This is a genomic window from Lysinibacillus sp. NPDC096382 (assembly GCF_044762845.1).
In the GTDB taxonomy this organism is placed as follows: domain Bacteria; phylum Bacillota; class Bacilli; order Bacillales_A; family Planococcaceae; genus Lysinibacillus.
Window position 1 is genome coordinate 68,379 of record NZ_JBIWFC010000002.1, and the last position, 16,062, is coordinate 84,440.

At 35.5% G+C, this 16,062-nt stretch carries 14 protein-coding genes and 1 pseudogene; 6 read left to right on the top strand and 9 right to left on the bottom strand.

Annotated elements, in window-relative coordinates:
• Window positions 1-256: 256 nt before the first annotated feature.
• Window positions 257-883 (top strand): DUF3885 domain-containing protein, encoded by a 627-nt coding sequence (locus ACIQZA_RS04130; RefSeq protein WP_402880637.1) that lies wholly within the window; start codon window positions 257-259, stop codon window positions 881-883.
• An 853-nt stretch (window positions 884-1,736) separates the two neighbouring features.
• Here the strand turns inward: ACIQZA_RS04130 and ACIQZA_RS04135 are convergent.
• Window positions 1,737-2,339 carry a LysE/ArgO family amino acid transporter gene (locus tag ACIQZA_RS04135; RefSeq protein ID WP_323657699.1) on the bottom strand — a complete coding sequence of 201 codons (603 nt, stop codon included), beginning with the start codon at window positions 2,337-2,339 and terminating at the stop codon, window positions 1,737-1,739.
• A gap of 107 nt (window positions 2,340-2,446) precedes the next feature.
• On the opposite strand from ACIQZA_RS04135, the gene ACIQZA_RS04140 reads away from it, so the two are divergent.
• A complete protein-coding gene (locus tag ACIQZA_RS04140) occupies window positions 2,447-3,874 on the top strand; it encodes an aminotransferase-like domain-containing protein (RefSeq protein ID WP_402880634.1) in 1,428 nt (475 codons plus the stop codon).
• Window positions 3,875-4,178: 304 nt separating this feature from the next.
• Here the strand turns inward: ACIQZA_RS04140 and ACIQZA_RS04145 are convergent, their stop codons facing one another.
• The 4 genes from ACIQZA_RS04145 to ACIQZA_RS04160 all read right to left on the bottom strand — a co-directional run bounded on the left by ACIQZA_RS04145 (window position 4,179) and on the right by ACIQZA_RS04160 (window position 7,008).
• A complete protein-coding gene (locus ACIQZA_RS04145; protein ID WP_402880632.1) occupies window positions 4,179-4,595 on the bottom strand; it encodes a YjdF family protein in 417 nt (138 codons plus the stop codon).
• 343 nt (window positions 4,596-4,938) lie between these two features.
• Window positions 4,939-5,361: a CPBP family intramembrane glutamic endopeptidase gene (locus tag ACIQZA_RS04150; RefSeq protein ID WP_403009859.1), complete on the bottom strand. Its 423-nt coding sequence runs from the start codon at window positions 5,359-5,361 to the stop codon at window positions 4,939-4,941.
• Between the two features lie 653 nt (window positions 5,362-6,014).
• Window positions 6,015-6,206, bottom strand: a complete 192-nt coding sequence (locus tag ACIQZA_RS04155; protein ID WP_400938647.1) for a hypothetical protein — start codon at window positions 6,204-6,206, stop codon at window positions 6,015-6,017.
• A gap of 601 nt (window positions 6,207-6,807) precedes the next feature.
• A complete protein-coding gene (locus ACIQZA_RS04160; protein ID WP_400938645.1) occupies window positions 6,808-7,008 on the bottom strand; it encodes a hypothetical protein in 201 nt (66 codons plus the stop codon).
• Between the two features lie 618 nt (window positions 7,009-7,626).
• Here ACIQZA_RS04160 and ACIQZA_RS04165 point away from each other — a divergent pair.
• The 3 genes from ACIQZA_RS04165 (at window position 7,627) to ACIQZA_RS04175 (ending at window position 9,430) form a co-directional block, all read left to right on the top strand.
• Window positions 7,627-8,025 carry an O-methyltransferase gene (locus ACIQZA_RS04165; protein WP_402880631.1) on the top strand — a complete coding sequence of 133 codons (399 nt, stop codon included), beginning with the start codon at window positions 7,627-7,629 and terminating at the stop codon, window positions 8,023-8,025.
• Window positions 8,026-8,049: 24 nt separating this feature from the next.
• Window positions 8,050-8,217, top strand: a complete 168-nt coding sequence (locus ACIQZA_RS04170) for a hypothetical protein (RefSeq protein WP_402880630.1) — start codon at window positions 8,050-8,052, stop codon at window positions 8,215-8,217.
• A 67-nt stretch (window positions 8,218-8,284) separates the two neighbouring features.
• A complete protein-coding gene (locus ACIQZA_RS04175) occupies window positions 8,285-9,430 on the top strand; it encodes an oxalate decarboxylase family bicupin (protein WP_400938675.1) in 1,146 nt (381 codons plus the stop codon).
• Between the two features lie 84 nt (window positions 9,431-9,514).
• On the opposite strand, the gene ACIQZA_RS04180 is transcribed toward ACIQZA_RS04175, so the two are convergent.
• Window positions 9,515-10,666 carry an MFS transporter gene (locus tag ACIQZA_RS04180; RefSeq protein ID WP_402880629.1) on the bottom strand — a complete coding sequence of 384 codons (1,152 nt, stop codon included), beginning with the start codon at window positions 10,664-10,666 and terminating at the stop codon, window positions 9,515-9,517.
• A 99-nt stretch (window positions 10,667-10,765) separates the two neighbouring features.
• Between ACIQZA_RS04180 and yeiL the strand changes: the two genes are divergently transcribed.
• Window positions 10,766-11,428, top strand: a complete 663-nt coding sequence (gene yeiL / locus ACIQZA_RS04185) for a transcriptional regulator YeiL (RefSeq protein WP_400938638.1) — start codon at window positions 10,766-10,768, stop codon at window positions 11,426-11,428.
• 792 nt (window positions 11,429-12,220) lie between these two features.
• On the opposite strand, the gene ACIQZA_RS04190 is transcribed toward yeiL, so the two are convergent.
• The 3 genes and pseudogenes from ACIQZA_RS04190 to ACIQZA_RS04200 form a co-directional block, all read right to left on the bottom strand.
• A complete protein-coding gene (locus ACIQZA_RS04190; RefSeq protein ID WP_400938635.1) occupies window positions 12,221-13,888 on the bottom strand; it encodes a methyl-accepting chemotaxis protein in 1,668 nt (555 codons plus the stop codon).
• Between the two features lie 16 nt (window positions 13,889-13,904).
• Window positions 13,905-14,075, bottom strand: a complete 171-nt coding sequence (locus ACIQZA_RS04195; RefSeq protein ID WP_400938632.1) for a hypothetical protein — start codon at window positions 14,073-14,075, stop codon at window positions 13,905-13,907.
• Between the two features lie 426 nt (window positions 14,076-14,501).
• Window positions 14,502-15,389: pseudogene (locus ACIQZA_RS04200) on the bottom strand (IS1380 family transposase).
• Window positions 15,390-16,062 lie beyond the last annotated feature (673 nt).

Here is a 16,062-nt window from a genome sequence, read left to right on the forward strand (position 1 = left end):
CATTCTTTGTAGAAGGTAGTATCCTTCGTGGAATAATCAGTCTTTTATTTTTTTCTATTGTTCTACACTATGCTTTACGACAGAATGTTTGGGCGGGGTTATTCGTAAAATATATAGTATGGATACATATAGTTTTATTGTTTCTTATATTTCTCAATATGTTAATTTTAGTTTGTACCTTATTCAACTAGTTCAATAAGCGGTTGGTAACGTTACTTGGTATAATAGAAAGAATTTATATAAGGGAGTAACTCCAATGAAGGAAAATATAATGAAGTATATAGAAAGCCATTTTCCTAACCTAACAAGTGAATTGCATCTAAGGTTTGAACTTGGCGAGCCCTATGAAAATGGAACGGAAGATAGATTAAATCAAGTTGTAAAAAGAGTTACAACATTGTTTGAAGAAGTGTTCAAGCCCGATGATTCTATTTATATGTATATAAAAGATTGGGAAGTTACAGAGGATATTATGTTTGGAAATACTACTCCAGAATATCTGTATAGTTTATTAATTGATCAAAATATAGAAGAGGAAACGTTATTGGAGATAGAGAAGGATTATGATGAGGTAACGTCTCAAACAATAGAAGTTAAGAATGAATACAAAGTGAAATTTGTATACGCACAATTAAAGTCTGTACCCTACCAGGAAATACTTAAGGGTATAGGAAATTATGAACAAGGAAGAGAACCTTCTATTGGACAATCTGTGTACTTTATTAGTACTGATAAGAATTTAATATTTCATATGTATGACGATAGAGGTTGTTTAATACATTCTAAAGATGTGAAGAAATTGTTGCCTTTGTATCATACATATAATAATTGGCTAGTTGACTATTGGCGTGATTACTTTGATAGCATTTTCAAGATGGCATAATCTTTTTCATTCGACAAACGGAGTTCGATTGTCCAACACGCAGAAAACTTATTATAGGGAAGCATTTTCTTTAGTAAAAAAGCACTTTCAATTATGTGCTTCCCTAAGTATAAGAAAAATAAAGGGTTATGAATCCTACAAAATTTACGAAATGAAAAATCCTACTATATAATGACTAACAAAAATTGCAACATAGATTAAAGTAATATAAGGTTGATAATCAATATAAAATTCTTTATGTGTTAACCTAAATTTATGGGGAATTAAAACCCAACTAATATAATCAATTATTATAGAAAGTATTGTCCATTGGATAACCGTATTAAGCATAAATTCTTTTACATTATCCGTATCAATCCCTTTGCTATATAGCCATAGAAAAATTGGAAATATTAAAACATTGTAAAGAACCTGGTAGGGTCTAGATTTAACATAAACTGGTGATTTTAAAAAAGTTGTTCCTGCCTGCTTCGCATTTTGTACACCGTAAAATTTATTGGAGATTAACATATGAATAAAAACTACTAACGTTGCGACTGTATAAGCAAGTAACATCCATAAAAAAAACATACATATAAAATAAAATATTCCGGAAAATAGCCACTATTACTTCGATACTTTTAAAACCGCTCTGCTGCGTTCGTTGAATAACAGATAGAAAAACTTACAGATACTATAAATATACCTACCTATATCTTTAAACAAAAATATAAGCTGAACTACTATCGAAATTAGTTCAGCTTAAAAATTGCATTTGTTGCACATTGTATTTAGGATCGGGAAATATAAGAGCCTTACTCAACTCTTGGCTTTTCAAAAAAACAGTATCCTGAGCGTTTTTTTATGACATAGATTACAGTAAACCACTAACAAGGTAAAGAGCGGTTCCCCAAATAAAAATCGCTGAGCATTTATTAAAAATATTCATAAGCTTACCAGAGCTATCCAGTTTTTTTAAGGATGCTCCAGCAATGATAAGACCGAAAAACCATAACCAAGAAATCAAAACACATGCTGCAGTGAACAACATTTGCTCCGTCCCACTATATTTTAAAGCACTCGTTCCGATAACACCTATTGTATCTAAAATAGCATGTGGATTTAAGAGAGAGACCGAAACTGCAAATAAAATTTGTTTTTTTACAGGAAGTGCTTCGTTATTATCGGTAGATGCAGGATTTGAGCGCCAAATTGTATAGCCCATATAGAGTAAGAAAAGTATCCCAACACTCATCAAGGTGATACGTAACCACTCAAATTGCAACACAATTATAGATAAACCAAATACCGCAAGTAGTATTAGAAGCGTATCACAAATTGAGGCAGTGATGCTGGCGGGTAAGGCACGAACTAGATGGGGCTGTGTCGCACCTTGGGAAAAGACAAAGACATTTTGTACGCCAAGGGGCAAAATAAGTCCAAATGCTAAAATCATTCCATGTAGAAATGCTTCCAATGAAATACCTCCTTTCACTAAACATTTTAAATATGTTATAACTAAAAGAAAACGACCAATTGGATGGTTTTTAAGCCATCCAATTTCGAAAGTTTGAGGTGATACGGATGAGCTGGCAACCAAATAGAGAGGGAAAAATGACATTACAGCAGCAAATTATTCAGTGGATTACTGAACATATTGAACGGGGGGATTGGGTGGCAGGAACAAAGCTACCGACACAAAGACAGCTAGCGATGCAGTTTGGGATAAACCGTAGTACTGTTCAACAGGCGTTAGAGGAGTTAAAAGCGGTAGGAATATTGGAATCGAAAGTAGGTTCAGGTATTTATGTGGCACAAAATTCCTGGGATTCATTAATTGTACAAACACAACCAAATTGGCAAAAGTACATAGACACAAGTCTCCATAAGCCCAATTATCTTACCATTCAATTAATCAATGAATATGAGCAGCGCGATGATATCATTCGATTGGGCACTGGCGAGCTAGCACCTAGTTTATTGCCCACCACTGAAATTGAAGCTTCTTTGAAAGAGCTCTCTTTGCAGCCGAAAGCTTTAGGCTATTCATCACCACAAGGTAGCGATAAACTTCGAGAAGCAATTTGCGAATACGTGAAAAAAAGAGGGATCCATGCAAAGCCGCAAAATGTTTGTATTGTATCTGGTGCACTTCAAGCATTGCAGTTGATTGCTGTAGGACTACTTGAACAGGGTTCTATCGTATTCCAGGAACAGACGTCTTATTTAAATTCAGTCCATCCTTTCCAGTCTGTAGGAATGCAAATGCTATCTATCGATCGTGATGAACAGCTCGCACAAACGTTAGCCCAAAAGAAAAGAAAAAGGCAGGCCGTATTTTATGCTGTTCCCACTTTAAACAATCCGACTGGTGGGGTATGGACGTCGTTTGAAAAAAGGCAACTATATCAAGCGTGTAAAGAATCTCGTATTCCTATCATTGAGGATGACGTCTATCATGAATTGCTCTTTGAAGCCACAACGCCACCAATTAAATCAATGGATGAAAGCGGGCAAGTCCTTTATATTGGCAGTGTTTCGAAAACATTAAGCCCCGGACTTCGTATTGGCTGGTTAATAGGTCCAACTACAGTAATTGAGCGATTAGCAGATATAAAAATGCAAACAGATTACGGATCAAGCGCCATCTCACAGGAAATTGTGCTGCATTGGTTGCAATCAGGGAAGTATGAAAAGCATATTAAGAGTTTGCGGAAAGAATTAATACGGAGGGCCAATTTTGTTGAGGGTATATTACAAGAAAAATTTGAGGACATTGCTAGTTGGGATAAGCCGAAAGGTGGCTTTTATATTTGGCTAAAGTTTCATGAGCCAATCGTTGATAAAGAGTTATTCACCAAGCTATTGCATCGACAAGTTCTCATTAATCCTGGCTATATTTACGATCCGCAAGATACTCAGCATATTCGATTATCATATGCCTATGGAACAGAAGTAGAGTTGGAAAAAGGCTTAAATATCCTTTTTGAAATTGCAAGCAAGAAAAAATAAAGTTTTAGGTAGATTCTAAAAGAAGCCCGCTTTTCGAATTTCCTGCGACAAAAACCACACTCATAATAACTAGAAAGGTAAAGCTTGAACTCGAATAGTAAGATCAATAAATGCTTACGGGTATGAAAGATAAATGCTATTTATAAGAGAGTGATTCATGGCATGCGGAAGACAAATTTGACAAAATTAACTTCCCCTGAAAGAAGTCCCCGATTTTTAAAGAAAAAGGTGGGAGAATATTAAAAGTTTAGCAAATCCCTAATAAAAAAACTGACAACATTAGTTGTCAGTAAAAAGAATGATATTACCTATCTTTATGTTTATTTTTAGACTTTTGAACTTTGATCTTTCGAATATATTCTTTGCGTTCTTCTTTAAGTCGTTTACTGGTAATAGATTTTTCTTTTTTTCTAAGTGCCAATTCTGCTTTTATCGCTTCTTCGGCCTTAGAGGTGATACTTGGATTCCTTAGTTCTTTTGCAACTTTTCTTTGAAGCCTTTTAGGGTTGATTTTCTTCATTTTAATTTGTTGGATAGGTATTCCATCATGTTTATCATTATTTTTGATAAAATCCAACAAATTTTTATTTACAAAATCAAAGACTTCTTGATCTTTAGGTTCATTCCCAAAAGTATACTTGTATGCTTTGTATTTGTTTTCGGAAATGGTTTCAATTAGCCCTATATAAAATTGGCCATCATAAAAAATGGTTAGTTTCATAGTAGGTCCCTCCTCATATTAAAATCGAATGATGGACATCCCGAGGAGGGGAAGGTTACTGACATCATATTAATGATGCATCCGGACTACCAACCGAATCGTGTTTTTTCATTCAAATAGTATTATAAACGATTTGTTATTATTTGTAATGGAAAATTTATGATTCCGCTATAAATTATCAATTGATCTTGGTGGCTCTTTTCAGGCGTAACCTTTTGAGAAGAGAATAATTAATTCAAGTGAAGAGTTTGGCATGATTCAATTGTTGATAGGAATTAATTTATCAAGCTATTGCGTCGACAAGTCTATTCAATCTCGTGTATATCTTAATGTTTAACTTTTATTAAAATTGTATTTGAATAATAGTGTCATACCGATATTCATTAAAAAAATGTACAAGAAAAGGTACTAAGATATTGTTTGTTTGACAATAGATCCATCCGAAAATTAAACTTGGAACGGTTATATTTATTAACATTATAGGTTTTTTGAAGTATTGAGTATGCATCCCGATGAACAATAAAGTTGTAATGATAATGGCAGTGCATTGGTGTTCTAGAAATACAAGAAGTAAATTTTGAATAATTCCCCTAAACAAAAATTCTTCAAATAACGCGCCTATAAACATAAAGGCACCAATACTTAACAACGAATAGTCTTGATAGATTTGGTTAGTTTCGTCTATGTATTTCGATGGAATAAACAATGTTAAAATTACTCCAAACAAAAGTAGACCAAGTGAAGCGAGAACTACGCTTATTACCATGGTGAATGGCTGATTGAATGATAGGAAATCACGTATTGCGAATACATCATAAACTATTAAAGCGAAAATGATTGCTACACAAACGAATGTAAAAAAAGAGTATACAAAAATAGCGTCTTTCGGGCTAAAATCCTTCTTAATTTTTTTTTGATTTGTTTTTCTCCATATCTTCCCATCTTTCCTGATGCTTAAAGAATAAAGAGATATTTTACCATAATATTTTTGCGAAAAATGCAATTGCAACTACTTTTCCGACAAATCGTTTTTTTTTGAGAAAAAATCGAGGTTAGTAAAGGAAATCATGTAATCATTTATATTCATATATTCTAGAATTAGTGAAGTGAGCGTGCTTGGGGTAAATTACACAAGGGGAAATATTTTATGTTTGAACTTGTTTTTTGGAGGATATATTCAAAAATATGCTAAATTACTTTAGTGAAATATATACTTATTATGTATTAATGGTTTAGCGTAGTTTCTTTATAATGAGTTTTTATTGTGCCTTTTAGAATTATTTCCAATTGCTATTATGAAAATCGCTACAACAAAAACACACTGTCCTATATGTGTAGCGGAAGACCTCTTTTCTAGGGTTGGTTATGGTGAATTAATTCTCCCAATAAAAGGTCTTCCTTTTTTGTCGTTTTATCCATTTACACTCTCTTTTTTAATTGTCTATTAATACTCACTAATAAGCTCATAATAATAGAAAGTAAAGTAACTATTATTAGCCCAATAGACATTAGTATACCATCAATATAGTCAAGGAATCCTGTTGCGCCTAAAGCAAAAAAGCTGACGACACTTAAAAATAAAGTAAGGAAAAAAACTTGGAAATAATGCATGTTATCCACCTCCTATTTTTTAGATATGGAACGGATTTTCTTTAACTTCTTTCAGCAAATGTTTTTTGTAGAAAAGGCGAAGCGTCAGCTACAGAAGTCTACCACTCCTATAGGTGGTGAGATAAATGCGGGTTTATACGTGTGTTCAAACAGAGGAACCCAGTCTAAGAACGCCACGTCATGTGGCAACGACTGAGTGACCAATATCGGTGCTGTTGCTGACGCTGCGCTTTCGCACAGGCAAAAAACATGTTGCTGACGCTGCGTTAGCACTACGCTTTCGCGCAAAAAACATTTATATGCCTAAGCACAAAGCCGTTCCGGACGTAATTATGCCGAGGCATAATTGATTTTATTGTTATTTTTATATTAGCAAAATTCATGTATTCCCAAATTGGTAAAGAAAAAGGTTATTAGATTCTTGCTCTGATGTGGCTGAAAGGTTGATTTCAGTACTTTTGAGCTAGAACAGTTCCTATAGTGCTTGAGTAGTTCATTTCTAAATGATTAATTTTTAATCCAAGTAAGTAATCTTACAAGAGGAAAGAAACTAATAAAGAGTCACTCGGCTGGAAGTGACCCAAAGTTTAACTATAAGAGACTATTTAAACTTCTCAACTTTCTTAACTTTCATTGAAGCTACTTCTCCGCAATTCGTACAAATAGTCAAAATTAGTGGCGAACTCGAAAAATGGACCATATCGAGCTTAATGGGTTTTACATTTGCCATAGATCCGCCTAATTCACCTTGTGCGAAGGAATCACTACCACAAGCCTTACAAACTAAAGTATTATTTTCCATGTTAGCACCTCGTTATGTAATATATGTAAATTTTATCATGGAAATAGCCGCCGTGCCACCATACGCTACAGCAACTAAATGAACAATATGAGTATTTAATTAAAAAAAGAGCGATTAAAACTGCGCTCTAAAATTTAATTTATTCATTTGGTCTACTAACTTTTAATTTGTTACTATACCACTGACAGTAGGATAGATATTGCATTCATCGGTACAACTCCCCATTTTTATCTTTTTATACTATGAAAAGCCGCAGCGTTCGAAGGCTTTTGCGGACCTCAAATAATACTTGATTTATCTGGGAAATTAAAATAATGGTGTGATAGCAAACTGCAAAGACGTTTGGGGCGATGCATAATGTAAGCTATCCTGAAGTAAATATATGTAAAATTATTTGATAACATTCCAACTGTAAATATGGTTAAAAAGGGATAATAAAATAAGATGGGTTAAGCATTTTAGGTAAAACCGTTATATATAAGTAGCGATTACTCTGAAAAAGAAATAAATTTATGAAAAACTGCATCGCACCTCTATTTAAGGAAGCGATGTTTTACAAAGGGATTTTAAGGGGAAAAGCGAATATATAGTTTAAAATCGTAAAGGTGATTGGTCATTATGTTATCGAAATATCGCTCCAATACATATATTCCGGAAATGGTGAAGGCATGTAAAATGTTAGGCCAAAGACATGATTTCGAGTATTCTTGCTCAGATGAGGCAGGAAGATTGTTGTCAGTGCTTGTTAGTCAAATTACACATGGGACAATCCTTGAAGTCGGGACTGGCTTTGGGGTAGGCAGTGCTTGGATACTTTCTACCATTGCACCAAATGTTCAGTTTGTCTCAGTTGATCATGCAAAGGAAAAAATCGATGCTACTGCTCAAACACTTCATCATCAGCAGGCAGAATTTTTAGTAGGTGACTGGAAAGAAGTGATAGCGAAGGGTCCTTTTCAATTTATTTTTGCTGATGCAGCTGCTGCCAAAACGATTGAAGGCGTACAACTATTGTAGGCAATAGCAGTTGGAGGTATGTTAGTGATGGACGATTTTACACCAGAAGAACATTTTCCAGAAGAATGGAGAGGGAAACCTGATAAGGTTAGGGACTTTTGGTTAAATCATAATGAATTAAGAGCTACAGAAATCTATTTGACACCAACATCCTCTGCTATCCTCGCAACTAAACTGAAAGGGAAAGAATAATCCGAGTAAAGAATCCATACATATTTACATAACGATTTCTTTATGAAGAGGTGAATCATTGGAGAACATGCCAGAGGGCTATTCTTATGTTCCGCAGCCTATTCGGAAAGATGGGGCGGGGTGGGTTGATAAAGGGCCGAGAGATTTTATGAGAGATCTGGAAAATCCTAATATGCTTGTCCCTCCAAAAACAGATGCTGGACTTGTACCAAATTTAAAATTCTCTTTTTCTGATACGCATATGGTTTTAAAACATGGCGGTTGGTCTCGAGAAATTACTGTTCGTGATTTGCCAATCGCCACTACATTGGCAGGTGTTAATATGAGTTTGACACCAGGTGGAGTACGGGAACTGCATTGGCATCAACAAGCAGAATGGTCGTATATGCTTCTTGGTCATGCACGCATTACAGCAGTCGATCAAAATGGGCGTAATTTCATTGCTGATGTAGGACCGGGAGATTTATGGTATTTCCCACCTGGAATTCCACATTCCATACAGGGTCTTGATGATGGCTGTGAATTTTTACTGGTGTTTGATGATGGACATTTTTCAGATCTTAGTACATTTTCAATATCTGATTGGTTTGCTCATACTCCTAAAGATGTGCTGTCCTCTAACTTTGGCGTTCCTTTGAGTGCTTTTAAACATATCCCGAAAGAACAGGTCTATATTTATCAAGCTAAGGTTCCAGGACCTCTAGACTCACAAAAAGTACAATCCCCATACGGTACAGTCCCTCAAACCTTCAAGCATCGCCTGCTTGCCCAAACTCCTATTAAAACTCCTGGTGGTAGCGTTAGAATTGTGGATTCAACAAACTTTCCTATTTCAAAAAATATCGCCGCAGCGCTTGTCGAGATTAAGCCTGGTGCAATGAGAGAGCTGCATTGGCACCCGAATAACGACGAATGGCAATATTACCTTCAAGGTCAAGGCCGTATGACAGTGTTTGCTGCAAATGGTATGGCTCGAACATTCGATTATCGTGCAGGAGATGTAGGGTACGTGCCGTTTGCAAATGGTCACTACATTGAGAATACCGGCACAGAGACATTGTGGTTTCTTGAAATGTTTAAAAGTGATAGATTTCAGGATGTTTCGTTAAATCAATGGATGGCTCTTACTCCATCTGAGCTAGTACAAAGCAATTTAAATATTGGTCCTGAACTTCTTAACGTATTGAGAAAGGAAAAGTGGCCAGTTGTATAGATAGCTTGGATTTTCTAATTATCCAATGTGAGCGTTTAGAAAAGCAGGTAGGAAAGATCAAAGAACTTTCCTACCTGCATTTTTTTAATAGTGATATTTATTTCTAGTAGCAAGCAGTATCCCGATTGCTGGAACGGTACAAATAAGCATTGCTGCAAATGACAGTCCAGGAGAGATTTCGTATAAATAGCCGCCTAAAAATGTAAGGATCGCTGTACTTAATCCCATTGCTAATGCAGAGTAAATGCCTTGTGCATTTGGAATTTGCTCCTTCGGCAATGTTTTTGTTAAATAGCCGATAAAAGCGAAATGTGCGAGAGCGAAAGAAAATGCATGCAATGTTTGAGAAGCGATAAATACCCAGACATTAGGGAATAGGTAAATAAGTAACCAACGTAGCGAAGAACTACTTGCTGCTAAAAGTAATAAAGATGATGAACTCCATTTTTTAAATAATGTATCAGCCTTCATAAAGTATAAAATTTCGCAAATAACGGCGATGTTAATAATCATCCCCATATAGAATGGATCAACATGTAAATCCCCTAAATATAAATAGCCATAGCTGTAATAAGAAGCATGTGCGCCTTGCAACAGAATAACGACTAATAAAACAATAGGGAAGCCTTTAATAGACCATAATGTTTTCATCGACAATGATTTTGCCCGTTGTTCTTTCGTCGGTACAACGAGTAACTCTTTAGGTGTTGCCATTTGTTGCATCAGCAGCATACCGATCAGGCCGACCACCATACTCCAGAAGATAATGTCATTGCCAAATGCACCTGTCAGCATACTAATGATTAATACTGCAATGACAAAGCCAAGGGAACCATAGGAACGGCTTTTGCCATAGTGTACATTTCCATGCTGTACGAGCGTTGCCGCACTACTTTCAACGGCAGGTAGCAGTGCCGGATAGAAAACGCTAAATAAAAGGGTAACAATAAGAAGCGAGATAAAGCTCGTGCTTAGTATGTAAAGTAAAGTTGTGATTAGTGCACCTATTGCAAGAATACTAATGAGTCGTTTATTATGCACATATTTTGCAAGCGTCGGGAAGAAAAATAGATTTGATGTTGCTCGTGCTAAAAGACCACAGCCCATTACGACGCTAGCCTGTGAAACAGTAAGATGTTTGGCATCAACAAGCCAACCAGTCCAGTAAGGTAAGAAAATACCCCATGTAAAGAAAAATGCAAAGAAATTTTGAGAAAGCCATCGTTGATTGTTCATAAATTTTTTTGTACCTCCAATTTAACTATGTTGAATAATAGCACGTTCATCGTTACAATAATGTGAGATATCTCACATTTCGGAGGAGAGAGTAAAATAATGCATATACTGACAGCTGAAGAACGTTCTTATTATCTTGATAAATATCCAATAGATGATTTTTTTTCTTTTGAAATTGATCCATTTCTAGAAATATGTAAGTTTGACAAAGGGGAATGGATTTTTCAAGAAGGGTCATTTCCAGATACGCTATACTACATGATCGAAGGAAAGGCGAAGCTATACATGACACATAAAAATGGCAAGGTCTCGCTTATCGATTACTTGGAGGCACCACGTTTTATGGGGGAAATTGAGTTGCTTAATGAGGCAAGATATACGAAGGGGATTCAGACAGTAACCGAGACGATTTGTTTTTCGATTACACAGTCCTGCAAAGAAAAGTTACTCACGGATGTACTATTTTTGCGTAAACTTTGTGTGTTTTTAGGGGAAAAGGCGTTCAAAATGACGTCAAAATATACACAAAATCAAGCATTTCCACTTGAAAATCGATTGGCTGCATTTATTCAATTTTCGTCAGATCAAGGAGTTTATAAAGAAAAGCATACTGAAATCTGTGAATATTTAGGGGTTTCCTATCGACATTTATTATATGTACTTGCGCAATTTTGCGAAGAAAAAATTTTAGAGAAGATAAAGAATGGCTATCACATTATTAATGAAGAGCGTCTTGCCGAATTGGCACAGGAAATACAATAAAGAAAGGATACAGTTACGAAAGGTTATAAACAATAAATAAATGAACAGTCCAAGTTTATTTCATAGAATTGAGACTTCCACCCGTAAACGGCCAAGCTGGCTCCAGTGGGATTCTTGAATGATTTAACGTTCGCAGTCAATTTCTGTTTTAAACAGCCTTCAAGATTGGGGTATCCCATTACCCCTCCCTATCCAGTGTCTATAGAAGATAGCGCTACGCTACAATGACTATAGCGTATCGCTTTTTTGTCTGATTTGTTTTAGCGTCTTTGTCTTGACGACACATATAGTTTTACCAATCGCATGAATTAGGCGATGAACCTCATACTATATCTACTTTTCAATGAACGAGGATGTTTTAGAGACTTCTATACCAAAGAATGAGGTGCTTTTTGTATACCTAAAAATAGTGTCAAGAAACATAAATCCATTACAGTGTAACTTATAGCCATCTGTTTGGGGCTGGTTTATCTAGCTGCGAAGTTCGAGTAGTTTTAAAAAAAGGTAGTTGAATGTTCGATTTAATTTAGCTTTTAACTACTTGAATAAATTGCTACTTTGGCTTTAATAATCCCTTTAGTAAATAATCTTTTTCAATGATGTTAAAATATTAGGTCGTTAAGTATCTATCAAAAATCGCTGAATGTTACTTTAAAAGAGGAACGTTCAGCGATTTTTGATTTATGTATCATCTCGACAATCATTGAAGAACTTGTATTGAACGGATTACATTCATCTGTTGACGATAGGTACACTGTTTTAACTTTTACACTTAATATTGTCTTTTCATTTTCATACTTTGAACATATTCGTTTTTTCATGGAGGTCTTCAGCCATTTTAGAAATTGCCGAAGTAGATGCAGTAATTTCCTCCATAGAGGCTAACTGTTCTTCTGTTGCTGCTGAAATATTTTGTGTTCCTTCTGCAGAACTTTGGGCAATCCCACTGATTTGTTCCATGGATTTGGTCATTTGATTAGCTCCTACAACTATCTGTTGTACTGAAGATGATACTTCTTGAATTTGAACAGACACCTCATTAATGGCATGCTTAATCTTTTCAAAGGAACCACCTGCAATGTTTACATTGTTAATACCCGTTTCCACTTCATGCGTTGTATACTGCATAGAATCTACCGCTTTATTCGTTTCCGTTTGAATTCCTATAATTAACTCAGAAATTCTCTGTGCAGATATAGAGGATTCTTCGGCCAATTTTCTCACTTCTTCCGAAACGACAGCAAAGCCTTTTCCGTGTTCTCCTGCTCTTGCTGCTTCAATAGCTGCATTTAACGCCAGTAGATTGGTTTGTGCTGCAATACCAGTTATAACTTCAACAATTTGTCCAATCTCAGCTGAGCGTTCACCTAAACCTCTAATTACCTCACCTAGACTATCAATAGAAGTTTGAATCGAGTTCATTTGTTGAACAGCGGTATTTATAATATCATTTCCATCCACTGAAAGTTGTTCTGCTTGAATAGCAGCATCCGAAACATTAGTAGAATTTCTAGCTATTGTTTGGACATCTTGTACAATATGATCCACAACATCTGATGTTTCTATAGTCGTTCTAACTTGATCATCCGAACCACTTGCCACCTCTAACGTAACAGACGCAATGTGTTCACTTGCCTCACTTGTTTGTTCCGCACTTGCTGCAAGCTCAACTGAGAATGCAGCCAACTGTTCAGAAGATGTTTTTACCTGACCAATTAACTCTCGTAAATGAGCAATCATTTGGCTAAATGAAGACGTTAAGATACCTAGTTCATCCTTGGAATCATAGTCCACACTGAAATTCAGTTCCCCAGCTTCTGCTCGTTGAACAGCAAGTTTTAATTTTTCTATTGGGGAAATTAGATATTTTCGTACACCTATAAAACCTAACGCAACAAATAAAATTCCTAATACAATTGAAATGATAAGAGAGGTTGTAATTCCTTGACTTGCTTTTGCTTTACTTTCTTGATTCAAATTACTTGTATTTTTTTTATTTAATTCTGTCAGCTCTATTCCTTTTGACGTAATATCGTCAAGTATAGGCTTGGCACTTGAATTAAAGAGATTTGTTGCTTCTTCATTCTTATTAGCAACACTTAGTTGAAAGACTTGCTCCATGCTTTCTTTAAAACGTGGATATTGCTGAGTCAGTTCACTTATTATTTTTTTCTCATCTGGGTTCATATTGGCTGCTTTAAGAATTTCAAGATTCTTTTCATTTTCTTTAAAAGCAGTCGTTACTTCATCTTTAATTTGTGTCACAGTTGATTCATCAATAAAAAACATAGAACGATACATATTTGAAACAATAATCCAATTATTAAGTCTATAGTCAGACAGAACAATACTTGGTTCAAGACGATCTTTAAAAATATTATCTGTATTATTCTGTAAAGTTTTCATAGTCATATATCCATTCACTTGGATAATACCAATTGTTAAAATGGATATAAACATCAATAGGACCAACTTTTTAAATATGGACAGATTGCGTAGCATGGTTAAAACTCTCCTTTTTGAATTCAGTAATTTGATGAATGGTAGACAATGAATCGTTCCCTATTAAGGGTACGAGCAAACATGTTTTTAAATTACTACATGGCAACATGGAGGCTAACCATCTTGTTTGATCCTTTGTTTTCATTAAATTTATTCTCCTAGTCGTATACCTTTATTCTTATATACTTCCCTTACTTTTTATCTCCTCTCCTATAACACTAAAGTATTCTAATGATACTATTTACGATATATTTCGACATGCTTCGACGTTTTTTGAACAAAATATCGACAAACTAAAACAATTGAGGAAATAGTCCTGAATTACTACCGAATTATGGTGGGCTCGGTTCTATAAAATATTGATGGAATTAGCGAAAAAGTAGAGAGGACATCGATTTTTGGAAAGACTTCTCTCTTGGTGCGGTTTCGATTTTTAAAAAATGGTCGGTTTTATCTTATTCGGTTTGAAGTCGTTGAATCCGGGTCAGTACATTCCAAAAGAATCGTTCATATACGAAACTAGAGGACAGTTTAAAATACAGCGAGCGCCCAGATTTCACCAGTTTACTCGCTACTTTAATGAGTGCGTGCGAATCGTATGTATTTGAATGTCCTTGTGTTGAGGTAGGAAAGCAAGCGTACGCATCCAATTCGTTAGATTGTAAGCAAGCAGACTCAACATCATGCGTACTTCGTTGACAAGGAAATCATGGCTTTTCATCTGATCAAAGCCAAAACCATTCTTAGCTTCTTTAATGAAATTTTTTATCGTGCCTCATTTTTGATAAGACTGCACAATGGCTTTTGGAGAGAAACTTTCGCTGAAATTGGTCACGAAGAACGTGTGCGAGAAGAATAGTTCCCCAGCTGGACGAACGGATTGAATGATGACTCTTCTCGGTTTGGACCAAGACGCTGCCTGATAAATCGTTTCATCCACATATCGTTCTGTTACAGAAACGTCTCGTATTTCGGTAGCTGTGTATAGTTCTTCTGCGAGCGTTTTTAATTTGGCGTTCGCTTTAAACGAATGATGTAGAAAATAGATTCTTTTCCATAACTCATAAAGCTCAGGTTCCGCAAAACCACTATCTCCCCGTTTCAGGGAGTTGTTCGTTGTTGTGTTCAATGAGTGGTCGCATAAAATCAACAACGCCACTCAACGTATACACATTACCTGAACGTAATTGGGCTTTCAGAAAATCACCTGTCAATCCGTCAAAAGCGACTAACGGATGGTAGCCGACTGTACGATAATGAGCATTATACGCCGTTTCCTCTTGTGACTATATGTATCAGCGTGAGTCGAATCTAGATCGATAATAAGTGTTTTCGATTGTCTGAAATGATGGACACGATCTAGTAGTGTTTGATTGACCTGTTGTAATTGGTCGAGTGCTTCTTGGTCAAATCGGTTGAAAAAACGCGAAATACTCGGTTGAGAAGCGAGAGCAGGAATGCCTAGTGCTCATGTAAATATCGGATCATAGGTAAGTTGGTCCGTTGCATTGTCTGTATGATAACAACAATTAATTGATAAATTTTTTGACGTAATAAGTTATCATTTTGATGGAGGCAACTGAACGTTCATCCTTTAAGCGAAGATGCTTAGCGATTGTTTGAGAGAAGCCTAATTTTTCTTCAAATTCACGAAATAAAAGTTCACCCGTGTCCGAAGAAAGAGTAAGGTCAATTGCGGTAAAGTACCTATTAGAAGAATCTTTTCTATTTGGTTTTGTTTCGACGCAATAACCTTGAAAAGCTAATCATACAGCTTTTCAAAGGGGATTTTTGTAGTATGGTGAATAATCTAGGTTTAAATAAATAAAAAAGTGGTTATTCTATGAGTTTGAATGCAGAAAGAATCTTAAAAGAAGTCAGATAAATTCAATGAATCCAATCTTTGAATTTGATGAAGAAATGTTTTATTTATGGGGAAGACTACCTGGCTATTCTATTTTTATTTTTTCCAGTTTCACTTAAATTAGATACTTCTAAAACTCCTTGGGGGAGCGAGGTTAAATAAGTTAATTTAAACGTTCGAACCATTAGATGTAGCATATTAATTTATGATTCTCTATATGGTTATTACGCCCCGTAAGTTCTTCATTTTGTTTTTCTATTTCTCATGC